Source organism: Methanothrix soehngenii GP6, assembly GCF_000204415.1.
GTDB lineage: Archaea > Halobacteriota > Methanosarcinia > Methanotrichales > Methanotrichaceae > Methanothrix > Methanothrix soehngenii.
Map to the genome: position 1 here is coordinate 1274972 of NC_015416.1, position 23794 is coordinate 1298765.

Genomic DNA, 23794 nt, shown 5'->3' on the forward strand with positions numbered 1-23794 from the left:
CCTGTTTAAAAGCATTTCAAGCTGATCAAATCCTTAAATCACTTAAGTCCGATAATTCATTAATCTTTCGGCGGCAGGCAAAAATTTCTCAATTCTGCTGCTGCCAATTCCGGGGGAACGGGATTCACATATATACCTGAACTCCTCTCAAAGCCTGCTATCCTGGAGACTATGGGCTGGATCCTGATGTTGAAGTGATACTCTTTTGGAAGCTGGAAGATCATCAGGTTGTAGGGGGGATCGTCCAGGGTGGAATAGAGGATCCGAAGGATCTCTGCCAGCATACTGGCCAGGCTTTTTTGTTCTTCGTCCCTCAAATCCGCCAGGTTTCCCAAATGCCTTTTAGGTAGAATCCAGGTCTCATAGGGCATAAGAGAGTAGAAGGGGGCAAATAGGATCCAGTGATTGTTCTCGGCGACGAGCCGGCATGACGCACTCTCTCGGTCCACGATATTGCAGTAAGGGCAGAAGGATGACCTGGATATGGCCTCCTCCTCTCTCTTCATCTGCGGGGGTAGAAAGGGAAGGGTGATGAGCTGAGAATGGCTGTGGGATAGCGAGGCCCCCGATTCTTTGCCCCAGTTTTTAAAGATGGTGATATATTTCACATCCTCATGGGTGGAATAGCGTCGGTAACGATCGGTGTAGGCCGAAACGAGCATCTCCAGGTGTTTTTTGCCGAAATCCCTCGGATTTTTGCGGTGGTCTCTTGAATCCACAATCACCTCGTGATATCCCTGGCCGGGCAGGGATATCCATTCTGCCGCCGGAGGCTCGGGCCTGGGGATCATGGTGGGATAAGCATTGAGAAACACTCTGATCTGCCAGAGATCTGATCCAGTTTCATCCTGGAGCAGGATGCCATCGTCGGTGTAGGCGGCGATGGTGGGCGGAGTCCTATCCTCGTGGCCCGGGCAAAAAGGGCAGTCCTTTTCGTCTCCTGGGACCGCCTTAGCCACCAGGAAATCTGAGGGCCTTTTGTTGCGTTCGGCGGCGATGATGCAGTACTCTTCCAGAAAATAGTGCCGTCTGATCTCGGGCATGCCTATAATCCCTCTGATCTCTTTCTGAAAAACGCGATTGCCTCCTCGTAGATGGCCAGGGTGCTCTCCGCTGCCTTCTGCCAGCTGAAGTTGGTTTGGGCTCTCTTTCTGGCGTTTTTTCCCCAGGACAGGAGACGTTCTTTATCCTCCAGGGCGAGGTTGATTCCCCAGGCCAGATCGGCTGGATCGCGGGCATTGACATGAACCCCCGTCGGCTCATCTTCAGCCGGATTCTTGACGATCTCCGCCAGGCCGCTGGTGCCTGCCGCCCCTACCACAGCCGCCTTGCCCATGGCCGCTGCCTCAAGGGCCACTATTCCGAACGGCTCATACAGGCTGGGAAATACGCATAGGTCGGCAAGGGCATAGTGAAGCCTCTTCTCCTCGGCATCGACGAAATCGGTGACGAGAGTTATATTGCCCTGCCGCTCAGCCTCTACTTTAGCCCATCCATCCAGGCTGCCGACCCCCAGCACCAGGAGCTTAACCCTATTGTACTCCGACTGAACACTGGGCAGGGCGGAGAAGAGCTCTCTGATACCTTTGACCGGCTCCAGCCGTCCTACGAAGAGAATTACGATATCATCCTCATCAAAGCCGTATCTCTCTCTCAAAGCAACCAGGGATTCTCGATCTACCTTTTCAGGATCGAAGAACTCGCAGTCCACTCCATGATAGCAGACCCGGATTTTGTCCTCAGAAATCCCCTGACCGGCCAGCTCCCTTTTCATGGCCTCGGATACGGTTATCACCAGGTCTGCTACCTCTAGGCCCTTGTGCTCTAGAGCCACGATTTGCGGGTTAGGATTTGAGGACCGGCCGGTCTCCAGGCCATGGACATGATAAATCAGTGGAGTCCCTTCTCTCCTGGCAGCCATGCCACCAGGGAGGGCCAGCCAGTCATGGGAGACGAGCAGATCAAAACGATCCTCTTCTTTCAGATGGTCAAGAGCGAGCTGGTTGTAGCTGAACAGGTTGAGCAGATAATCCAAGCCCTGACCCCACCGCAAGGTCTGGGGGGAGAGAAAGATCTCCATTCCGTCCCTCATCGCAAGGGGCATCTCTCGGAAGACATCCACCCCGACCAGCATCTCATGCCTGGGAGACTCCTTCGAACCCCAGGAGAAGACGGTGACCTTCTGGCCAAGGGCAACCAAAGAGCGAGATATGTTATCTGCATAGACCCCCAGCCCACCATAGACTAGGGGGGGGTACTCGGTGCTGAAATAGGCGATTCGCATTGACTTCAATCGATGTCACTCCTGATGATGGTTTATTTTAATTCAGACCGGAATTTTATCCGAGGTCAGACGGTCAGATTTTTATAATACTCCATTACGGGCTGGTCCCAACTGAACTGCCTGGCCAGGGAGAACGACTCCTCGCACAGCAGCCGGTATTTCACATCGTCCTCCAGATAGGTCCGGGAGAAGTAATCCAGAGCTAGGGCATAGTCCATAACCGTCTCCTGAGGCTGCAGTTCGATGTTGTCCACAACTACAACCCCACCCAGCCCTGGCACCCGATGCTCGACCTTTTTCAGGGCATCGCTGAATCCTGCGCTCCGGCTGACGATGCTGGGGGTTCCTTCCCTTCCCGCCTCCAATGCGGTGAGAAGAAAGGGTTCGTACTGTGAGGGGAAGATGCCAGCGACGCAGCCGGCCATGACCTCGTCCGTTCTCATTCCCAGGCCGCCGTCATTCGGTCCCAGCCATTGGGGATACAGAACGGCAGCCACCGATCTCCGGCCGGAGATCAGCTCATCCTTGTTGAGCCGTCGATCATTGATCATATTCTCCAGGCGGATCTCATCGCCCAACAGAACCTCTATGGGAAGGTTGATGGGAAAGCCCTCGGGAAGCTTATCCTTGGATTTGGGCCCATGGGAGGCGATGAGGAAGCACACCACCCGAGTCTGATCTGCATGTCGCTGTCCCATCATTCTGTGCCGCAGGAGATGATCCTGAAGCACCAGGGCATCGAGAAGCTGAGGATAACCTTTGTTCTCTATCTCTATCCTGGAAATGGAGAATACGGGAATGATATTTTCCCTCTCCGGGCAGCTGCCCTCGCAGTTCTTATAGAGGTTATTGATGATGAAATCCTGAATCCGTGCCCGGCAGCGCTCCTTCTTATTCCAATCGATTCGATCGACCCTAACATCGATTCCATTGCGAATGACGACCCCTTTCATGCGGTAAAAGAGCATTGCCTCCTTCATCGTCGAGTCGCCCACGAATGTGACCCCATCGGCATAGCGGGCCAGCGCCTCCAGAGCGGCAAAGCCCAGAGGGGTTCCAGGTTCCATTTTTGAGTCATTCTTTCTGATCTTCTCCAGCGACCGGTAGCCTGCCGTCCTGCCGGGAACGGTTGCATGGAAGGTGCAGAGAGTTCTTACCGGAATGCCCAGCTTCTCCAGCCTGGCGGCGGCATAGAAGATCCCAAACTCATGGCAGTGCAGTGAGGCCCTCACCCTGGGCATAACCGACCGGGCAAACTCGACCACCGCCTTATCTGCATACTTCTTTGTGCTCTCCTCAGGTGACTGAGCGAGGATACGCACCAGCTCCGAGACCGCATAGGAGAGGTTTAAATAGTGATTATACTCCCAGCCATAGTGCTCCTTCTCAAATCTCATTGAGTCCAGTCCCAATAGATCGAAGGCCTCTGTCTTAATGGCATTATTCAATGTCATCTCTCGGTCCTTCCAGCGCACCAATCGAGACTGATAGTAATTGGTATTAAACAGAACATAGCCGATGGGAACGCTTTCCTCGACCCGTTGGCCGGTGACGCTCTCCATTCCCAGGGAGTTCAACTCCGCCAGGGTTAGGGCGAGCTCCTCACCCATGTCCAGCCGGTTGAGTGCCGATATGTCCGTCACCCGGTTTCGGCCGGTATTCCAATCCGATCCGGCAGTGGGATAGTTGGGGCCGACCACCAGGATACGAAATTCGCTATCTAATTCCCCTTTAGCCACCAGACGGGCGAGGGTCGTGGCCTCGGCATCCACCACATTCCATATGCCTCCCATTTTATTGGAGACGGGGCCCGCTTCCTCTGCTGCCAGGATGATCCACCTTTCTATCATTCTAACCTCATGGATAAGGGGAGAGCGTTGATACGGAGATGCCATCGTCCGATATGTCCAGCACCCGGATGCTATTAGCGATCTTCGAGCCCCTCATCTTCATTACATAGATCGATCTGATGAGCGTATTGCCTATTCTCTCCCGGTTCAGCATGGTGGCGGAGTCTGCTCCATACTCCAGGAACTGATTGGTGCCAAAAGCGGTGCCTATGGTGACCAAGCAGGTCACTCCGCTGGAACGGATGGTGCCGAAGAGGTCATCCGTCAGCGAACGGATCTTGAAGGGCGCTTCTACCGCCATAAAAAATGCAGTCAGATCGTCGATGAATAGCCTTTTAGGCTTTTCTTCCTGCAGCTTTCTCTCCACAAGCTTTCTGAAGTTGATGAGAAAATCCACCGGATCGACATCGATGCTCTTCTGCAGCCTGAGAACTGGGTCTGTAACGTCTATGAGGCTCAGCTTCCCATCATTTTCCAATGCGCCAAAGTCCCAGCCAAAGGAGGACATCATCTCCCGTCTCATGTATTCTGCGCTCTCAGAGGGTGTGATGATCATTCCCTTCTCCCCCTGTCCTATGCCATGGTGAATGAACTGGCTGGCGAAAACAGTCTTGCCGGTGCCTGAGGAACCGGTTATGGTATTTACAGTTCCTTGATGAAATCCGCCACCTACCATTTCATCAAAACCAGGTATGCCGGATTTCATTCTAGGAAATTTGCTGCCTTGTACTGCCATAATTAACACCCCTTGCAGCTCTTGCGCTTTAGTTTGCAGCGCCCGCTGCAGTTTATTTTCTCAATTATGCTAGTTAGCCCTTTCGGTTAAGCTTGCTGGTTATTCCGTCTGAAAATATGGGAATCTTCAGACAGATCACTGCTCAAGAAGCTTTAGGCTCCCGCCAGAGATCAAAAGTCGAATAGGGACTTCTGCCTTTTCCCTGACTTGAAGGTGGATTCCTTGATATCCTTTTTGCCTTCATTAGCCTCACCCTCTGTCTTCCTTGGCCTGCCTCTTCTCCCAGGCTCTTTCGCCTCCGGTCCATTCAGCCCTGTTTCCGGGCGGTGAACGGAAGGGGCAGCAGACTGGCTGTCCTGCCCTGCCGGCGCCCTTGCAGGGTGACGAGTCTCATCATCTGGCAGGCCCTCCACAGAGAGCGTCTGGAGAAGGCCATCAGATCTCTTATTGAGGGTGGGTTGGCTGCTCTTCCGCCATGCCAGCTCTATCTCCTCGATCTGTTCTCTGCTTTGAATTCTCATCGCTTCCTCGAAGATGTTCTGCACCTTCTTTGTGCCAGGAGAGCTTCCCATGAGCAGAGCGATCTCCTCTGCGGTCAGATCCAACCGGGCGGCCAGTTGGGGAGCGCCTTTCTTGTCTTTGAGCAGCATTCCCACAAAGTCCATCAGCTCCGAGCGGGCGAAGGCGAGCGATACATGGCAGTGCCTGCCGATCTTTCTGGCGGCAGAGTCCCTTATCGATCTGACTTTGCGGGTCTGGCCCATCCTTCGCCACAGGCTGGGTGGACGGAAGGCCACATAACCATGCCTGCGCTCCTTCTTTGCCGCCTGCACTCCGCCGGTCATGAGATAGCTGGCATAGCGCCACAGGCCGTAGTTCTGCCTCCGCCGTACCCTGCCCAGAAATATGTCGCTTCGAGCCAGGGTCTCGAAGCCCCGGAGGAGATCCTGGCCGGAGTATGCCAGGGGCAGGTTCTCATCCACCCAGTTGATCAGATCCTCCGGGCTCTCGTCCAGATTATAGGACGCTTCCAGGGCCTCCTTGGCGTTATTGCCCTTGTAGATCACCTCCAGCACCCGGAAGATGGAGGATTTGACATCCCTCTGGGCAGTGGCCAGATCCTCTTCCCTGAGCGTCTCCTGGCCTTCGGCGGCTGCCTGCAGATCGTTGATCCCGGAGCGCATGTCTCCCCCTGCCCTCTCGGCGATCGTAACCAGCAGATCGGGATTGCAGTCTATGCCCTCAGCCTGGCAGATCGCCCTCAATGCCTGGGCGATGGTGGTGGAGCGCACCGACCGGAACTGAATTCCCCGGGTCGCATCTCGGAGTGACTTATCGATCTCATAGTACTCATTGGCAATCAGTATCACTGGCTGGAGAGTATTCCTGACCAGGCGGAGCATGGCCGCTGCTCCGCCTCGGTCGGCAGTGCCATGGAGGTTGTCTGCTTCATCTAAAATAACCAGCCTCGGTTTTCCGGAGAACGTCTGACTTCGCGATGCTGGAACGGCAATCTTCTCGATCATGCCTGCGGTGCGAGCATCTGAGGCATTCATCTCAATGTAATCCCAATCGAAATCATGTGCCAGGGCTAAAGCCGCCGAAGTCTTTCCCGTTCCCGCCGGGCCGTATAGAATGACCGCGCCGGTGATGGGCTCGCTTCTCTCCCAGGAGAGAGCCCACTCCCGCAGGTCGTCTATCGCCTTGCCATTGCCAAGAACCTGCTTGAGGGTGGCTGGACGATACTTCTCCGTCCACTTTAAAGGTGCGGGCATCTACCAGACGCCCTCTCTTCCCGTCAGCTCATCGATGACAATCTCCCATATGGTCATATCCATCCTCTCCAGGTCCTGGCGTTGAAAGCTCTTGCCTCCATGGCCGCCCAAACCCTTTCTGGTGAAGACATCGAACATCCTCTGCTTGGCTTCTATGTCATCCGATAGCTCTGCCCTGCCGAAGGCATTGACGCTCGTCCATTTTCCCTTCTCCAGATGGTCTACCTGAAAGCAGATCCGCGGATTTTCAGCAGCATACTGGACCTTTCTTCCCATCCCACGGGAATGAAGGTAGATTTTGCCCTCGTGGTACACAAAGGACATTGGAACCACATAAGGCTGGTCTTCTCTGGATAGTCCTAGCCTGCCGTATCTGGCTGAGGAGAGGAGTGCTATGCATTCATCATCTGATAGCTCCCTGGGTTTCATGATCTGCATTTGGTCCTCCAGGTTTTTATCTTTTGCCAAAAAGGTTTTACCCTGGCAGAGACTTTCATATGCGGATGTTCAACAAGATCCTGATAGCCAACCGGGGAGAGATCGCCATCCGGGTTATGCGAGCCTGCCGGGAGCTGGGCATCCCGAGCGTGGCCGTCTACTCCGAAGCGGACAAAAATGCCCTCTTCGCCAAGTACGCTGATGAAGCAGTCTTCATAGGCCCATCTCCATCCAGCCAGAGCTACCTGAAGATAGACAACATAATCAAGGCCGCCCTGGAGACCGGTGCAGAGGCTATCCATCCTGGATATGGCTTTTTATCCGAGAACACCGTCTTCGCCTCCACCTGCAAGGAAAATGGCATCGTGTTCATTGGACCACCATCCACTGCCATTGACGCTATGGGCTCGAAGATCACCGCCCGTCAGACCATGAAGGAGGCAGGGGTGCCAATCGTTCCGGGCATTGAAGAGGGGATCAACGATCCGGATGAAGCGATGGACCTGGCGGACGGCATCGGCTACCCGATCATCCTCAAGCCGGCGGCAGGCGGTGGGGGAATCGGCATGAAGATCGTGGGAAGCCGGGAGGAGATGCTGCCCGCTCTGACCTCATCTCAGTCCGTAGCCCGCAATGCCTTCGGCGACGATACGATATACATCGAGAAGTATCTCACCGAGCCCAGACATATCGAGTTCCAGATCCTGGCGGATGAGATGGGAAAGACGATATATGTCTCCGACCGGGAGTGCTCCATCCAGCGCCGCCACCAAAAGCTTATAGAGGAGTCACCCTCGCCGGTGATGAGCGATGAGCTGCGCGAGAGGATGGGCTCCATCGCCGTCAAAGCGGCCAAAGCCATTGGATACGCCAGCGCCGGGACGGTGGAGTTCATGTACTCCCGGGGAGACTTCTACTTCCTGGAGATGAACACCCGCTTGCAGGTTGAGCATCCCATCACCGAGATGGTGACCGGGGTGGACCTGGCCAAAGAGCAGATCCTCATCGCCGCCGGCCAGCCCCTGAACTACGATCAGAGCGACATGCAAATACGGGGCTGGGCAATAGAGTGCCGAATAAATGCAGAAGACCCGTTAAACGATTTCTCTCCTGCTCCTGGGAGGATCAAGGGATACAGGAGTCCCGGCGGTCCGGGGATCAGGGTGGACAGCGGGGTATATTCCGGCTACCTGATTCCTCCTTACTACGATTCCTTGATCTCCAAGCTCGTCGCCCATGGCAAGGACCGTAGAGAAGCAATTGCCAGAATGGAGCGGGCCCTCTATGAGTATATCATCGTGGGGGTTAAGACCAACCTCATCTTCCATAAGGCAGTGCTCAGGAATGCCAGGTTCAGAAGTGGTGACTTCAATACCGGCTTCATCAAGGAGGAGAACATCGCCGAAGCGGTGAAGAGGGTAGCAGCAGAGGATCATGACAAGAACGAGTCTTTAGCGTCTGCTCTTGGGGCTGATAACCGCAAAGTGGCAGCGATCGCAGCTGCAGTGGGTTCATACCTGAGCCAGCAGAAGCTGGAGGAGAAGAGCTGATAGTGGCTGCTTACGGGGGTGATGCATCATCCGCTGAGGCTCGCCGGAGGTCCAAGCTGAGCGCCGGTCCCCATCACAGGGATAGAGAGTTGGCTCCACTGGACAAAGATCGGATCCTCTCCTGCCTCGGTACCAGGTGGCTGGGAAGGGACATGCGCCTCTTTGCCCAGCTTGCCTCCACCAATGAATTGGCCATTTCGCTGGCTCAAAAAGGCGAGAGTGGCACAGTCATCTTGGCTGAGGTTCAGACCAGGGGGCGGGGCAGGCTCTCCAGACACTGGGAATCGCCATCAGGAGGAATCTGGATGAGCCTCATTCTGAGGCCGGATATCCCCATAGCTCTCGCCTATCAGATCAATATGGCAATCTGCGTTGCCGTCTGCAGAGCCATATCCAATTTGCTCGGCCTCAATCCGGGAATCAAGTGGCCCAACGACCTTCTGATCGGGGAGAGGAAGGTGGGAGGCATATTGATGGAAGTTCAGGCAGAGGGGGAACGGCTGGAATATGCCGTTGTGGGTGTGGGCATCAACGCCAATATCGATCCGTCCGCTTTCCCAGATGACTGGATGGCGACATCTTTGTCCCGAGAGGGTGGATCTGAGGTCTCTCGCACTGCTCTGATCCAGAGAACTCTCCTGGAGATAGAGAGGGCATATGAGAATTTGGGATCGATGGAGATCTATGATGAGTGGCGCCGCCGCTCCGTAACCATTGGCAGGATGGTGCGCATCTCTGCAAACTCTGGAGAGCTGGTGGGTGAGGTGGAGGACCTGGCGGAAGATGGGGCCTTATTGTTGAGGAGGGATGACGAGCTGGTTCGAGTTCTGGCAGGGGACTGTATCCATCTGCGGGGAATGGGAGGACTATGAGAAGGAAGCGGATAGCTGGCATTGCCAGAGACACTCTGAATTTTATACTGGAGGCATCGCGGTCCACAGCCCCGTCGGAGTTCGCCGGACTTCTCCAGGCGGATGGTGAGATCATAACCGAGGTTCTGATACTGCCTGGCACAGAGAGCTCCCGCATGAGCGCTCTGGTCCGGCTCTATATGCTTCCCAATATGCAGGTTGCGGGTTCTGTTCACAGCCATCCCTCAGGAGCGCTCCGCCCCTCAGAGCCGGATCTCCTGTTCTTCTCTCGCACCGGCGACTACCATATCATCGTCGGCCCGCCGTTCGATGAGCAGAGCTGGGTCTGCTATAATGCATCAGGAGTGAGGCGAGACCTTCCTATCCTGGATGTAAAGTTCGATGACGATGACTTTGATGATGATCTCGATTGAAGAGGCGGCACAAGCCGGGAACGGAGATTGAGCAGTGACGCTGGTAGTTGCCACCGGCACCTTCGACCTTCTCCATCCCGGGCATGTCCTTTATCTGGAGCGATCAAAAGCCCTGGGAGATGAGCTGGTGGTGATAGTCGCCAGGGATGTAAATGTGCGCCATAAGGCCAAACCCATCCTGCCCGAGGAGCAGAGGCGGAGGATGATAGAATCCTTAAAGCCGGTGGATAGAGCGATTCTGGGCGAGGTGGGCGATATCTTCCGGACCATAGAGGACCTCCGGCCGGACATAATCACCCTGGGCTTTGACCAGCACTTCGATCCCTTACGCCTGGAGCATGATCTCTTCCGTCGCGGCCTGCATCCCAGGATTGTGAGAATAGAAGAGCAGGAGCCCTGTGAGCTGTGCAGCTCCAGGCGTATCGTCAACAAGATCCTTGAACGATTCCGGGGTCGTCGTATCTAGCCGCCAAGTACTTATACGGCACTGATAGTTTGCGGGCCTGTATGGCCAGAGTCGCGGTAGGAGGCACCTTCGATCCCATTCATGACGGTCATTTAGCCCTGCTCCGGCGCGCTTTTGAGTTGAGTGGAGATGGGGAGGTGGTTATAGGCCTAACCTCAGACGAGATGGCCAGGTCGAGCAGGACCAGATCGGTGCGCAACTATGAGGTACGAGAGAAGAACCTGCGCGCGGTAATCAAGAAATGCTTTGGGATTGACGATGTTCATATCACGAAGATCACAGACCAATGCGGTCCATCGATCTATGAGTGCTTCGATTTTATTGTGGTATCCCCTGAGACCCTGCCTATGGCGGAGAAGATAAACCGCCTCCGGGCCAAGAAGAACCTGCCGCCCCTGCAGATATCAGAGATAGAGTATCAGATGGCCCAGGATAAGGTCCGGATTAGCTCCACCAGGGTATCTGAGGGGAAGATCGACCGGCATGGTCGGGTCTTAGTTGGCTGAAGACGGATCGAAACCCTATATTCTACTTAAATCTCTTGATAAATGACTTATCGATCCAGCTCTTCAGAGAGTAGATCAGCCTGGTGGGCACTCCAATGCAGGTCTTCCCCACCACACCCACTGCGCAGTCCGAGCCCAGGGATATGAGCGCTACCTGGCTGTCGGTGCTGGCCCGGACCGAATACCTCTCCAGGGCCCTACCTTTTATCAGATGAGAGAGATGGCGAGCGAGGTACTTGGCCTGCCTCTCCGCCTCCAGACCGGTCTTGGTGGCCAGACGGCCATCGATCTCCACCCAGGCGCAATCGCCTATAGCAAACAGATTGCTCTTTAAATTGAGGTAGGGGTCCACCAGCAGCCAGCCGTTCTTCTTGGGCAGGTCCAGATCCTGGATAAACTGGGAGGGCTTCACTCCTGCCGTCCATATGGCCATATCGCAGTCCAGGCAGGTATCGTCGGTGAACATTATGCAGTCCTTCTTGACCTCAGCCACCTGGGTGGAGGTGAGGATGTTCACCCCCCTCTTGGACAGGGCCCTCTCCACCAGCTCGGACGTTTGAGCTGAGAACTGGGGCAGGACGCGCTCCCTCGCCTCAATGACATATATGCTGGCATCAAGGCTCTCCGCCAGGATGGATGCCGCCTCCACCCCGGTGAGGCCCGAGCCCATGATCATGATCCTCTCCGGATAGTTATCCTCCACGAATCGTCGGGCCCTCTTGGTCTCCTCCAGGGTGTTGATGGAGAAGGTGTTCTCGACGCCCCGGATGCCGAAGTAGTTCTGAGCGGCACCGGTGGCGATGACTGCATAGTCGAACTCCACCTGTGACCTCTCGCAGACCACGGTGCTTCCCTCCAGGCGGAGGGCCTTCTCCTGGATGTGATGGGCTCCCACCCGCTCGCAAAATGGTTTGAGGGGGGCGGCCAGGTCCTGCAGCCTGGCGACCCCTCCCAGATACTCGGGATAGAGGGCTTGCATCTCTATCTGCTTTTTGGGCTCGATCAGGGTGAACTCCAGTGGGCAGGGTGCCGCCACTCTTATCAGCTCTGCGCCGGCAATGCCTCCGCCAATAACCGCTACCTTCATGATCTTTTGAACCTCTCAGACCCGTGGCTGTGAATCGTCGATTTCTCTGATTGGACACGTCGGTTATAAATGCATCGAATCTGAAGACCTCTTTTAAGCCTATCGATGATGTATTTTCATTAGGCCAGGGAAAGCAAAAGGGAATTCAGATCTACACTACTGGAGTGCCTCCTGGGGCGAGGGTGATAAGACTCAAAATGAGCACCTGGGAAGCACTAGGAAAATTGATTCGGAGACGGCTAGGCAGAAGGCCAGAACTATGAAGTTGACGGTCCCGGTGAAATTAGAAGCTGGATCAATATTCATTCATTAGCTAACAGCAGCTGTTCATTCCGGTCTCTTTCATCACTGGGCGAATCGCTCTCATACTTGATGATCTCTTTTATCAAATCCTGGCCCGGCCCTACTACATCTGAAATGTCATTGCAGGAACATGCCCTAGAGTCGCAGTATTTCAGAGCAAAATACTCGGAGATCGTGTCATCCAGCTCCATGAGCTTCTTTACGATGGGGTTCTTTTTATTCAACCTGTACATCTTCGCTTGGCCTACTGACCTGGTGGCGGTAATCAGGTCCAACGCCTCTAATTTAGGCCACGCCTTGAATAGTGTGGCTCTACTTAGATTTGCACCTTCTGCTATATCTGTTTTTGAATAATCAAAGCACTCGTTATCCATTAAAAAGTCCAGTACCTTTAGCACTGGGCTTTTAATTCCAAGTACTCTTATGAATAAGGACTCATCCATTTTCTTCCTCCTCCTCTTCCGTTTTCCCCATATCAATGCACATGGGTGTACGGATAAGTAGTAGATACTAATATGTACTAGTATGTACTAGTATGCAATAAGGTTTAAATACTTTGCTAGTATTGTTTTAAAAAGTGAACACAAATAAAATATAACTGAATATTTAGGGGTTGAATGGCTGAGCGAAGATATAAATTTGATCTTAAAAGCGCAGATCTTAAAGAAGCTCCGCAGGCATGGGTATTGGGGCGGTCGTCATACCGCATACGACGATCTCACAAAGGGCATCCCGAAACATCTTCGCGGCCAAGCGAAAGACGCAGCAGAAGAGCTTATCATAGGGGAGTTCTTGCTTCCCAAGCAAACTGGTTATGGCCTTCATGTGTCATTGAACCCGCAAAAGAAGGCTGATATAGATAATCTCATCCGGGATGTCTTAAAAGAATAAAAATGTTTTTTTAATGGGACAGGAACAGTTGCATACAATTTTTATAATGGCACATGCAGTCTGACTCTTGAGATGATCACTGTTTACTTCGACGGCCTCTGCTATCCCAAAAATCCCGGTGGAGTGGCGGCCTATGGCTATCTGATCTGCCGCGACAAGGAGCCGATCTGGAAGGGCTTTGGCGCTGTAGGGGAGGGCCGGGGGATGACCAACAACGTGGCGGAGTACGAGGGCCTCTTGGCCGCAGCCCGGTGGCTGAATGACGAGGAGATCGATGAGAAGATACAGATCCGGGGGGACTCGGAGCTGGTGATCAAGCAGATGAAAGGGGAGTACCGGGTGAACTCGGCCACCTCCAAGAGGTATGTCCCCCAGATCAAGGAGCTTCTGGTGGGAAAGGAGGTGAGCTTTCAATGGGTTCCGCGAGAGAAGAACGAAGAGGCAGACCGGCTCTCACGGGTGGCGTATGAGAGCTATGTGCGAAGGAAAAAGAGCGGCTCTGATTCGGTATCTGCTAATTGATGCCGCTTGTGCCTTTTGCTTGGCTTAGAAGCTGAGTGATAAATTGAGTTGCAGAGCGATCCTTTGGATAAGGACAGAAAAGATACACACCGTAACGGGCGCAGTATTGCCTATAAGGAGTTCATTGTCAAAAAGCTTGGCTGGCATGTCCGAGATGCCCGGCTACATCCCCGATATGAATCCCGGCATCCAGCCACCATGAAGCAGCACTATGCCTTAGTAGATGCGGTTTTATGCGTTTCCGATTTCTCTTCAGGACCGGGCGTTCATCCTGAAGAACCGCTATTGTGGCGATCCCATCCAGGAGGCTTTTCTTCTCTTGCTTCCACCTGCCCCTTAGCCAGCCGTATGGCCTCATGCAACTTGGCCTCCAGCATCTCCCTCGGTGGTAGCTCCACCAGATATTCAGCCACCCTGATCTCGCCCCGGTCGAGCTGCAAAAGTTCAATCTGCTCCCGGTTCTTCTCGCCGCACAGGATCAGCCCTATGGGCGGCTCCTCACCCGGCCGACGCTCGTATCTGTCCAGCCAGCGCAGATAAAGCTCCATCTGGCCCTTGTAGGCAGCATCGAAGCTGCCCAGCTTGAGCTCTATGGCCACCAGACGATGCAGGCTGCGGTGATAGAAGAGCAGGTCGAGGTAGAAGTCCCTGTCTCCGATGGTCATACGCTTCTGCCGGGCGATGAAGCTGAAGTCCGTACCCAACTCCAGCAGGAACCTCTCCAGCTCCCGGAGGATGGCTGCCTCCAGATCCCGCTCGCTGTAGATGTCCTCCAGCCCCAGGAAGTCCAGTAGATAGGGATCCCGGAAGACCAGATCGGGGGTCATGCGGTCATCATCCTGCAGAGCCACCAGCTCCTGTCTGGCCAGCTCCTCCGGCTTACGGGAGATGGCGGTGCGCTCATAAAGCATGCCCTGGATCTTCTTTCTCAAGGTTCGCACGCTCCAGCGCTCCACCCTGGCCATCTCGGTGTAGAACTGTCGCTGCAGAGGATCCTTGAGGTAGATGATCTCAATGAAATGGGACCATGATAATTGTCCAGACAGTGTCTGGACTATCTTGGCATCATCGAAGACCTCGGCAAAATGGATCATGTGAAAGACATTGCTGCGGCGAAAGCCCTTCCCGTACTCTGCAGCCAGCCTCTCGCTCACCAGCTCGACAACTTTCGCCCCATACTCAGCCCGGCTCTCGGCTGGCAGATCATAGCGGATGCGCTTGCCGATTTGCCAGTAGAGGAGCACAAGCTCGGAGTTTACTGATTGAGCGACACGGGCCTTTGCCTGCTCTATGAGTGGCCGGATGCTGCCGACAAGCTCTTCGGAGGCAACGGATACCTCATTCTCTTCCGATTCTGCTATTTTGCCAGCAGGGTCCTGTTCTTCTCTCATTCGGAAGGCTTTCTTCATGGCATCATCGTCTCCTCAAGCATCATAAGTAATGTGAGACAAGGCTCTGCATTGGGGACATATGACCTCATTATCTGCCCATAACATTTACTGGTTATAGTAACCTTCGTCTCTGCACTCGTCCTATCTCCTTGGATCCCCAACACCTCTGCTTTCATCATCCTGGCCAGCTCCCGAGCGTTCCCCTGCAATGCCATCGGCCGGTTGGGTGTCAGCTGCAGAAGTTTCAGAACTTCTGGGGGTAGCCTGAACTCCATGCGGCCAATGATCGTGCTGTCTACGGCTTTGTATACAAATGATACGCTGCCATTCAATGCCATGACGATCTGGCCTGAGTCTCGAGCTTGAACCAGATTTCGGAAGTCCTCTGGGCACCTGAGTTCAGAAATGAGGGGCTCTACAACCTCTTCCAGTGAATCATTCGTTAGGGGCCATTTAATCACATTTACTACTCAGACTTCTCGTCAGAACTACTATAACTGGCCGTGATACCTCCGCCAGAGATGGGATCTTGTAGCTTACACGTACTCATGAGGGCTGGAATCAGCTCGTATAGCCCCAGCTCTTTGGCTTTGGCAAAGACTTCAATAGCCTTATTGTGGCTCCTCGCCGAATTGTGTGGGTGAGGTCCAGCTGAAACTATTGCCTTTGCACCTCTGCTTTCTGAGGTTGGGTTAGTGCATAGCCCTTCACCACAGGCGCGGAGACACAGAGAATATACGATTAGAGTTTACCCATACTAAATAGCGAGGAGCCGTATCGATTATCTGCAGGATCATCCTTCGCATTGCCTGGCATACTCCTTCGCCCAGTAGGTGATGATCATATCCGCCCCCGCCCTCTTAATACACATCAACGACTCCAGAAAGGCGGCCCGCTCATCCAGCCAGCCCCGCTCAGCGGCGGCCTGGATCATGGAGTACTCTCCAGATACCTGATAGGCAGCAGTGGGCATGCCGAACATCTCCTTTACTGCCCGGAGCACATCCAAATAGGGCATGGCCGGCTTGACCATCACCATATCCGCCCCTTCCTCGATGTCCAGCTGCACCTCCCACAGGGCTTCGGCAAAGTTGGCCGGATCCATCTGGTATCCCCGGCGATCGCCGAATGCGAAGCCCGACTGGGCCGCCTCCCGGAAGGGACCGTAGAATGTGGAGGCATACTTGGCGGAATAAGAGAGAATGGGGGTATCGGCGAATCCCTCCCAGTCCAAAGAGGTGCGAATGGCTCGCACCATATGATCCATCATTCCGCTGGGGGCGACTATATCCGCTCCCGCCTGGGCCTGGCTCACTGCCACCTCACCCAGCAGGGGAAGGGTCTCATCGTTCAGTACTCGCTCTCCCCGGACCAGGCCGCAGTGGCCGTGGCTGGTGTACTCGCACAGACACAGGTCGGTTATGACCAAAAGACTGGTGCATTCCTTGATTGCCCGCACCGCCTTCTGGATCACGCCATCGGGATCGGCTGCAGCCGAGCCCATCTCATCCTTGGTGGAGGGCAGGCCGAATAGCAGCACTGCTGGCACCCCCAGATCCTCCAGCGCTCCTGCCTCTGCTGCCACGCTCTCTATGCTCTGATGATACTGGCCGGGCATGGATTCGATCATCCTCGGCTCGGTTATCCTCTCATCTACAAATATGGGCTGGACCAGGTTCTGGATGCCCAGATCCGTCTCGGAAACCATCTCTCTGATCCCCGGCACTCTCAGCCGCCTCATTCTCCTCATATCTTCTCCTCCAGCCGGAACAGCTCGCACAATGACTTCAGTATCTCCAGGTCTCCCCTCTCCGCAGCGCTCTTCAGCGATTTGGTCGGCTCCGATAATATTTTATTCACAATGGAGCGGCTCATATCGCACAGGACCTGCTGCTCGATCTCGCCCAGGGTATGCCTGGCTGAGAGCTTGTTCATGGCCTTTCTGACCTCCTGGTCCTTGATCAGCTCCGCCTGAGAGTAAAGCCGAGCCAGCAGCTCTTCCGCCTCCTTCCTCTTGTACTTGGCCCGGAGAAGCTGCAGCTCTTCTGTTATGATCTCCTCCACCCGTGTCGCCTCTGCCATCCTCTGCATCATGTTCTCCCGGCTGATGTTCTTGAGGCTGTCGATGTTATGCAGCTCGACCCCTGAAACCTCGGCAGCAGCCTGGTCCACGTCCCTGGGGTTAGCGATATCGATTATGAGAAGCTTGTTGCTTCTATCGGCCATGGCCATCTCTATGTCGCTCTTGAGGAGGATGTAATGGGGGGCAGAGGTGGCGCTGATCACCACATCTGCAGTATGAAGGCGGCGGGGCATATCATCAAATGGAACTGCCTCTCCCCCCAGGCTCTCCGCCAGACAGACCGCTGAGCTAAGGGTCCGATTGGTGACTGCCAGCGATCCGATCTCCCGGCTGAGCAGTGCCCGGGATATTAGCTCCCCAGTCTCGCCAGCGCCTATTACCAGCACTGATTTGCCCTTCAGGTCACCCAGGATCTCCTCAGCCAGGTCGACAGCTGCAGAGCCTACCGACACCGAGCGCTCGTTGATGCGGGTCTCTTTGCGCACCCTCTTGCCCACCTGAATGGCCTTCTTAAAAGCAGTCTCCAGCATCCAGCCAGTTGTTCCCGCCTTCATCGCGATTTGGGTCAACTCCTTCATCTGTCCCAGGATCTGGTCCTCTCCGATGATCATGGACTCCAAGCCCGAGGCCAGGCGGAGAAGATGGAGCAGGGATTCGTCGTGATCATGAAAATCGATGATTCGAGATGATACGCGCGCTTTCTTGGCCAGGTCGAAGAGCACCTTCTCCCCTCGCGGTGCCACCACATAAACCTCGACTCGGTTGCAGGTCTTGAGAACAGCGCATTCCTCTACCCTGTCCTGAGACATCACCCATTTAAGAATGGTCTCTACGTCACCGTGCCAGGCTCTCTCAATCTCGTCTATGGAGGCGGTGCGGTGAGTAACCAGCATCGAGGCTATCTCGCTCATCCTGGCATGCATGTGAGCGGGCTCTCATATAGGCCTTTTCATAGGAGTGGCCCAAAAGCCTCCAGACCTCTTTGTCCTCCAGGATGTTCCTGATTGCCCGGGCGCGATCCTCCTGTCCGGGTATGAGCTCCTTCAGTTCAGGCCTCAACCGACCAAGAAGCTTTGCCATACCCTGGTAGTCCTCGGTCAGCTCCTCCTCCAGCCGGAGGCGGAGGTACCGGGTCAAGCCGGGGGACTCGGTAGAAATGGCGATGGAGATCTGGCCCTTTCTGATAATGGAAGGAACCACCACCTCCCCTCTGCCCTCCACCCGGTTAACCAGAATTCCCACCCGGATCGCCTCCTCCTCTATCGACCGGTTCAACTGGGAGTTGCTGGTGGCGGGAATGGCGATGAATGCGCCCTGCAGATATCTCTTGAAATCAACCCTAAGATCGCACTCTGTCAGCTCCCACCGATCCTTTGATGCCAGGAGTTTAGGGGTGAAACTCTGGCTGACCACCTGCACCGGCCCGTAATCGGAAAAGAGGAGGGCCTTTCTCTCCGCCACCTTTCCCCCACCGAAGATCACCACCAGCCTCTGGCTCATATCCAGAAAAAGGGGGAGGAGGGGCCTATAAGAGCAGTCATCCGGTGCAACCATAAGACTCCCGTATCATATTAGGCATCATATCCTGGCGCTTATCTTCTTGTACTCCTTCTCGCTGAAAAGGACGATATAGTCGCTTATGCCGGACCGCGAAGAGAGCCGTTCTGCAATCTGGAGGCATTCTTCTCTGCTGCGAGAATGGACCATGGTGTAAATGTTATAAGGCCAGTCCTGGGCGGTTGCCCGTTCATAGCAGTGAGTGACCTCCTCAGCTGCAGCAAAGATCGCTCCTGCCTCATCCACCTTCTCTGGCGGCACCCTCCAGGCGATAAGGGCGTTGGCCAGAATTCCCAGGGCTCTGTGCCCTATGGTGGCAGCAAAACGGCGGATGATGCCCTCCCCCTCCATAGCGCGGAGACGGGATATGATCTCATCCTCCCCCATCCCCAAGACCTCACCCCAAACCCGGTACGGCCTCTCCGTCAGATCCAATCCATCCTGAGCGACCTTGAGAAGCTCTAGGTCCAACTCGTCCATCAACCCCAGCCTCCTGGATGCTGGAATGGATAACGATCCTGGCCCTGGGCGGGAATGGTGCGGGGCACGCTTCCCGGATCGCCCACCACCTCATGATCGCTCCAGTAGTTGCCTCCCGCTTCAGCCCCAGCGTCCCAGTGGTTATTGCCATTGTCCGCGGCATTCTGGATGATGTTATCTCTGATTATGTTATGATAGAGGAAGTTGTCAGTGCAGTCGACCAGATTGATGCCAGCTATCTGATTTGAGCAGATCTCATTTCCGGTGATGTTGCAGCTAGTGCTGGTGCTCATGCGCAGGCCGTAGCGGCTATTGTTACAGAGGACGTTTCCGCTGATCTTCGATCTCTTGGACGACTGGACAAAGATGCCTTGGCCATTATTGGTGGCATTATTGCCTTTAACCTCTGCATCGGATAGCTGCTCTATTGATATGCCGTCTTTCTGATTAGAGATGGCGAAATTGGACTCAAGAGCGCAGGCGTTGCTGCCGGTGAGGGCGATGCCTCGGTCGTTTGAGGCGGCCTGGTTGCCCACCAGAGAGCACCGATGGGAGAGGCTCAGAAGGAGCCCTTCCTTTGCATTTCGAACTGCGCTGCAGTCTTGCACTCTGCATAGTCGGGAGCTGTGAAGGGATATGCCGCTATTAGATGCGGTGGAGTTGCACTTGAGCAGAAGCAGGTTAAGCGAGCCGTCCACCCTGAAGCCCTCGGCAGCGCAGTCTTGGGCATGGTCAGCCACAAACTGAATTCCTCTAGAGTCCCGGCTGTCGAAGCCGACATTGCACTCCCGGACCCGACAGTCGGAGATGATGCAGTCATTGCTGGCCCGGAGGAGAATGCCCTCCTCGGATAGATCGATGCTGCTGTTTTGAATGCGGCAGCCAGAGGAGTTCACCAGCAGCATGCCTACGCTGCTATTGGATATGGTCAGATTCCTAGCAGATATCTCCCGGCATGATATCAATCCCAAAAAGGCACAGTCTTCCGGCACATTCATCCCCGATTTTCCCACCAGATAATAGATAGGCCTGCCATCGATCATATTGCTCCTGTCTATGTCCTGATCATAATAGTCTTGAAGAGACAAATCTGCTCCATCGCCGTCGTCAATGCGCAGGTTGTAGCGATTCAATTCCATGAGGTTATCCTGGAGGAGGTTTTTCGCTGATCCGCGCAATGAAATACCGTAGACGTTATGAGAGGCGAGATTGGACCGGATGATGTTGTCGGCTGAGGCAGAGAGGAGTATCCCGTTGCCGTTTTCAATAAGGTCATTCTCTGCCAGCATCAATCCGCTTGCCTCGTTGCCGTAGATCCCTGCCCTCTCATTTCCCAGGCACCAATTGGAGGTCACATTGCAGTGTTCCGTCACTCTCAAGCTGATGCCCACCTTGCCCCCTTCGATCTTATTCGCCGCGATATCGTTAAACCGGGAATTGAGCATATCTATGCCGCTCACAAAAGCCCCGCTGAGGTTATTTCCCGATGCCACATTTCCATCCGACCGGGTGAGGACCAGGCCCAGTCCGTCTGTGAGAATGGTGTTGTTAACCACCCCATTCCTATCCGAGTCCTCGATTAGCACTCCCTGCAAAGCGGCGATTGTGCAATCTTCAACCCAGCAGCCAGAGGTCTGGTTTATCCTTACCCCAATCCCACTGCCCTGGATGTGGCAGCCAAGGACCCGGTTGTCCGGGGCGAAGATCTCTATTCCCGCGGGGGAGCTGATGCTGCAATTAGCAATTGTATTGTTGCTACCCTCTGAGCTTACTGCCGCTTTTTCCCCTGATATGGTGCAGCGGATGACCTGACAGTCACCTGAAAGCAGGCTTAAAGAGGCATCACTTCTGCTGGTGTTGATCTTGAGGTCGTATATCTCGCATCCCGGTGCATTGATGCTGAGCGGCCCCTCTATGGAGACGCCCTCTTGTCCATAGATCTTGAGGCTTCGATCGATGATTGCGCCAGGGTATCTGCCGGGCTGAATTTGAATTGTATCTCCTGGAATGGCTTTAAATACGGCAGCAGAAATGGTCTTAGCATCGCTACTGTCGCCAGGATCGACGATCAAGACGCGCGCCTGGACTGAGCTTGCCAGGAGAATCGAAATAAGAATGAAGGCGGCAACTGGTCTCATCGTTCTTGTTTATGCCCTGTTGCCTATTAAACCTAATGCAGTGAACCAGCAGAGACTTTAGCAGAAAGATATAAAATACAGATAAAGCATCCTTCTTCTTGACAAGGATGGTTTCTAATGGCAGGGCCTTATCGCATTCTCATCATTGAGGACGATCCAGAGCATGCAGAGCTGATCAAAATGGGCTTCCGAAGGCATGATGAGTTCTTCTTGAATTTTGCCGCCACAGGAGAGAATGGCCTGGAGATGATATCCCAGGATAGATACGATCTGATCTCTGTGGACTTGGTTCTGCCGGGGATTGGAGGCCTGGATGTTTTAGTGAGGATCAGAAGGCTGGACCCAGATATCCCCGTGGTCATGGTCTCCGGCCACGGCACAACGGAGATGGCAGTGGTTGCCTTCGAGAATCGGGCGACTAAATATGTGGTCAAGAGCCTGGAGAGCTTCAAGAGCCTCCCCTATGTCTTTGAAAACCTCATACAAGAGGCACGGTTCAAGGCAAATGAGAGGCAGATGAGGGAGTGCATCGAAAGGTCGGAGAGAATTCACAGAAATGTTGTGGAGAATGCCCTGGCTGGCATTTATATCCTCCAGGAGGGGGTCTTCAAGCTGGTCAATCCGAGGCTGGGAGAGATCTTCGGTTGCTCTGCGGATAGCCTCCTGGGGATGCCCTTCTGGCAGCTGATCACGCCTGATGACATTCAGTGCGCGATCCGGCTGGAAAAAGACCGGCAGTCCGGCGTGCCGATTTATGAATCAAGGGTTCTGCGCAAGGACGGAACATGTCGCTGGATAGAGTTCCGGACGATGCCCATAGAGCACGAGGGGCAGAGGGCGGTCCTGGGAAATCTCCTGGATATAACGGATAGAAAGGAGAGGGAGATCGAGATCCTCAGGGCCAACCGGGAACTGGAAGCAATGGATCGGATATCTGAGATCTGTTTTTCCTCCAAGGAAGATCTGGACAAGGTGCTAGCCGATTCCCTGGCCTTTATCGTCTCTGGGGCAGGCGGGGCGGATGTCGGGGGCATATTCCTCCAGGAGAATAGGGGCCTGGTGCTGAGGGCTCTGCATGGATCGGTGGAGGTCTTGATCGAGTTCGTCAATGATATCCAGGCAGGCTGCGACCTTCTCGGCAAGCCTCTGGTTCACGAGGTTAAAGATGGATCGAGGGGATCTTGGATATCAGCGCCGATAATCTCCGGAGCGCAGAAGAAGGGGGCGCTGGTCCTGGCCTGCGAGGAGCTTGAATGCCTGCATTTTCTGGAAAGAGCATCGTTGCGCATCGGATATATTTTGGATCGATCTGAGAAGCCCCCCACCATTCTCTCCGAAAACGAGATCGAGGTTATGAAATATGCCTGGTAGCTCCTTTGGAACCCTATTTCGCATCACCACCTGGGGCGAGTCTCATGGCAGAGCGGTGGGCGTTGTTTTAGACGGCTGCCCAGCAGAACTGGCATTAACGGAATATGATATTCAAAAGGAGCTGGACCGCAGGCGTCCGGGCCAGAGCCGGGCATCCACCCAGAGAACGGAGGCGGATCGGGTGGAGATCCTCTCCGGCATCTTCGAGGGAAAGACCACCGGCACCCCCATATCCATGCTGATCTGGAACCGGGATGCAGACTCGGCCAGCTACGACCTCTTGCGCAACAGGCCCCGGCCAGGTCATGCCGATTATGCTTATCAGATGAAGTATGGCCTGCGCGACCATCGGGGCGGGGGCAGGTCGTCCGCTCGAGAGACGGCTGGCCGGGTGGCTGCGGGAGCGGTGGCCAAGAAGCTGCTGCAGCATTTTGGGGTGGAGGTCGCAGCCTTTGTGACCGAGCTTGGAGGGATCAAGTCCAGGACCGATTCGGTAGATTTGGCTGAGCTTCGCGCCCGGGTGGAGGCCAACCCCATACGCTGCCCGGATCCTAATGCTGCAATGAGGATGATGGAGCAATTGGATCTTGTCCGGCAGGAGGGTGATAGCCTGGGGGGCATGGTAACGATCATCGCCCGGGGGGTGCCGCCGGGCCTGGGAGATCCGGTCTTCGACAAGCTGGATGCTGACCTGGCCAAAGCGCTCATGAGCCTGGGGGCGGTAAAGGCGGTGGAGATAGGGGCGGGTATTGGCTGCGCCGGTATGCGGGGAAGCGAGATGAACGATCCTCTCCGAATGGAGGGAGGGAAGATCGGCTTTGAGGGCAACAATGCCGGTGGCATTTTAGGCGGAATATCCACGGGAATGGATATAGTCTGCCGGATTGCAGTCAAGCCCACCCCGTCCATCGCCAAAAAGCAGCATACCGTGGACCTAGCTGCCGGAATGGATGCGGAGATAGAGATCAAAGGGAGGCACGATCCGGCCATACCCCCCAGGATGGTACCGGTAGCCGAGGCCATGGTCGCAATAGTCCTGGCAGACCACCTTCTGCGTCAGAGAATGTCAAGGCTCTGATTT

Annotated in this window: 24 protein-coding genes; 9 read left to right on the forward strand and 15 right to left on the reverse strand. The window is 54.7% G+C overall.

Annotation, left to right across the window (positions count from 1 at the left end):
• Positions 1-59: 59 nt before the first annotated feature.
• The 6 genes from MCON_RS06335 to MCON_RS06360 form a co-directional block, all read right to left on the reverse strand.
• Positions 60-1043: a galactose-1-phosphate uridylyltransferase gene (locus MCON_RS06335; RefSeq protein ID WP_013719182.1), complete on the reverse strand. Its 984-nt coding sequence runs from the start codon at positions 1041-1043 to the stop codon at positions 60-62.
• 2 nt (positions 1044-1045) lie between these two features.
• Complete coding sequence (locus MCON_RS06340) at positions 1046-2284, reverse strand: glycosyltransferase family 4 protein (protein WP_048132014.1); 1239 nt, start codon at positions 2282-2284, stop codon at positions 1046-1048.
• Positions 2285-2349: 65 nt separating this feature from the next.
• Complete coding sequence (locus MCON_RS06345; protein ID WP_013719184.1) at positions 2350-4134, reverse strand: glycosyltransferase; 1785 nt, start codon at positions 4132-4134, stop codon at positions 2350-2352.
• A 7-nt stretch (positions 4135-4141) separates the two neighbouring features.
• Positions 4142-4840, reverse strand: coding sequence for an RAD55 family ATPase (locus MCON_RS06350; protein ID WP_013719185.1), 699 nt, complete (start codon positions 4838-4840; stop codon positions 4142-4144).
• A gap of 200 nt (positions 4841-5040) precedes the next feature.
• Complete coding sequence (locus MCON_RS06355; protein ID WP_013719186.1) at positions 5041-6645, reverse strand: replication factor C large subunit; 1605 nt, start codon at positions 6643-6645, stop codon at positions 5041-5043.
• Positions 6646-7083: a pyridoxamine 5'-phosphate oxidase family protein gene (locus MCON_RS06360; RefSeq protein ID WP_232844355.1), complete on the reverse strand. Its 438-nt coding sequence runs from the start codon at positions 7081-7083 to the stop codon at positions 6646-6648.
• Between the two features lie 65 nt (positions 7084-7148).
• On the opposite strand from MCON_RS06360, the gene MCON_RS06365 reads away from it, so the two are divergent.
• From MCON_RS06365 to MCON_RS06385, 5 genes are read left to right on the forward strand one after another with little or no spacing between them, the layout of a single operon-like run.
• Positions 7149-8633 (forward strand): acetyl-CoA carboxylase biotin carboxylase subunit, encoded by a 1485-nt coding sequence (locus MCON_RS06365; protein WP_048132018.1) that lies wholly within the window; start codon positions 7149-7151, stop codon positions 8631-8633.
• 2 nt (positions 8634-8635) lie between these two features.
• Positions 8636-9505 (forward strand): biotin--[acetyl-CoA-carboxylase] ligase, encoded by an 870-nt coding sequence (locus MCON_RS06370; RefSeq protein WP_013719189.1) that lies wholly within the window; start codon positions 8636-8638, stop codon positions 9503-9505.
• Positions 9502-9918 (forward strand): Mov34/MPN/PAD-1 family protein, encoded by a 417-nt coding sequence (locus tag MCON_RS06375; protein WP_013719190.1) that lies wholly within the window; start codon positions 9502-9504, stop codon positions 9916-9918. Before MCON_RS06370 ends, MCON_RS06375 begins: the two co-directional genes overlap by 4 nt.
• A gap of 34 nt (positions 9919-9952) precedes the next feature.
• Positions 9953-10384, forward strand: coding sequence for an adenylyltransferase/cytidyltransferase family protein (locus MCON_RS06380; protein ID WP_013719191.1), 432 nt, complete (start codon positions 9953-9955; stop codon positions 10382-10384).
• A gap of 41 nt (positions 10385-10425) precedes the next feature.
• Positions 10426-10890 carry a phosphopantetheine adenylyltransferase gene (locus MCON_RS06385; protein WP_013719192.1) on the forward strand — a complete coding sequence of 155 codons (465 nt, stop codon included), beginning with the start codon at positions 10426-10428 and terminating at the stop codon, positions 10888-10890.
• A gap of 22 nt (positions 10891-10912) precedes the next feature.
• Here the strand turns inward: MCON_RS06385 and MCON_RS06390 are convergent, their stop codons facing one another.
• Both MCON_RS06390 and MCON_RS06395 read right to left on the reverse strand, forming a co-directional pair.
• Positions 10913-11977, reverse strand: a complete 1065-nt coding sequence (locus tag MCON_RS06390) for an NAD(P)/FAD-dependent oxidoreductase (RefSeq protein ID WP_013719193.1) — start codon at positions 11975-11977, stop codon at positions 10913-10915.
• Between the two features lie 302 nt (positions 11978-12279).
• Entirely contained in the window at positions 12280-12723 is a 444-nt protein-coding gene (locus tag MCON_RS06395) for a winged helix-turn-helix domain-containing protein (RefSeq protein WP_013719194.1), read from the reverse strand.
• A 196-nt stretch (positions 12724-12919) separates the two neighbouring features.
• On the opposite strand from MCON_RS06395, the gene MCON_RS06400 reads away from it, so the two are divergent.
• Positions 12920-13171, forward strand: a complete 252-nt coding sequence (locus tag MCON_RS06400; protein WP_013719195.1) for a hypothetical protein — start codon at positions 12920-12922, stop codon at positions 13169-13171.
• A 72-nt stretch (positions 13172-13243) separates the two neighbouring features.
• On the forward strand, positions 13244-13693 hold the full coding sequence (gene rnhA / locus MCON_RS06405) for a ribonuclease HI (RefSeq protein ID WP_013719196.1): 450 nt from the start codon (positions 13244-13246) through the stop codon (positions 13691-13693).
• A gap of 266 nt (positions 13694-13959) precedes the next feature.
• On the opposite strand, the gene MCON_RS06410 is transcribed toward rnhA, so the two are convergent.
• From MCON_RS06410 to MCON_RS06440, 7 genes are all read right to left on the reverse strand, one after another.
• Positions 13960-15102 carry a PDDEXK nuclease domain-containing protein gene (locus MCON_RS06410; protein WP_013719197.1) on the reverse strand — a complete coding sequence of 381 codons (1143 nt, stop codon included), beginning with the start codon at positions 15100-15102 and terminating at the stop codon, positions 13960-13962.
• Positions 15099-15545, reverse strand: a complete 447-nt coding sequence (locus tag MCON_RS06415) for a hypothetical protein (RefSeq protein WP_048132021.1) — start codon at positions 15543-15545, stop codon at positions 15099-15101. The genes MCON_RS06410 and MCON_RS06415 overlap by 4 nt, the downstream gene beginning before the upstream one ends.
• A gap of 332 nt (positions 15546-15877) precedes the next feature.
• Positions 15878-16834, reverse strand: coding sequence for a porphobilinogen synthase (hemB, locus tag MCON_RS06420; RefSeq protein WP_013719199.1), 957 nt, complete (start codon positions 16832-16834; stop codon positions 15878-15880).
• The gene (gene hemA, locus MCON_RS06425; protein ID WP_048132023.1) at positions 16831-18078 is read right to left on the reverse strand and encodes a glutamyl-tRNA reductase; all 1248 of its coding nucleotides are present in this window, start codon (positions 18076-18078) and stop codon (positions 16831-16833) included. Before hemA ends, hemB begins: the two co-directional genes overlap by 4 nt.
• Positions 18020-18721, reverse strand: coding sequence for a precorrin-2 dehydrogenase/sirohydrochlorin ferrochelatase family protein (locus tag MCON_RS06430; protein ID WP_013719201.1), 702 nt, complete (start codon positions 18719-18721; stop codon positions 18020-18022). Before MCON_RS06430 ends, hemA begins: the two co-directional genes overlap by 59 nt.
• Positions 18722-18745: 24 nt before the next feature.
• Positions 18746-19204, reverse strand: coding sequence for a siroheme decarboxylase subunit beta (gene ahbB, locus MCON_RS06435; RefSeq protein WP_013719202.1), 459 nt, complete (start codon positions 19202-19204; stop codon positions 18746-18748).
• Positions 19204-21342, reverse strand: a complete 2139-nt coding sequence (locus tag MCON_RS06440; RefSeq protein ID WP_013719203.1) for a right-handed parallel beta-helix repeat-containing protein — start codon at positions 21340-21342, stop codon at positions 19204-19206. Before MCON_RS06440 ends, ahbB begins: the two co-directional genes overlap by 1 nt.
• 117 nt (positions 21343-21459) lie before the next feature.
• On the opposite strand from MCON_RS06440, the gene MCON_RS06445 reads away from it, so the two are divergent.
• Together MCON_RS06445 and aroC are read left to right on the forward strand one after the other, a co-directional pair.
• Positions 21460-22713, forward strand: coding sequence for a PAS domain S-box protein (locus MCON_RS06445; RefSeq protein ID WP_013719204.1), 1254 nt, complete (start codon positions 21460-21462; stop codon positions 22711-22713).
• Complete coding sequence (gene aroC / locus MCON_RS06450; RefSeq protein WP_013719205.1) at positions 22703-23791, forward strand: chorismate synthase; 1089 nt, start codon at positions 22703-22705, stop codon at positions 23789-23791. Before MCON_RS06445 ends, aroC begins: the two co-directional genes overlap by 11 nt.
• The last annotated feature ends 3 nt before the right edge of the window (positions 23792-23794 follow it).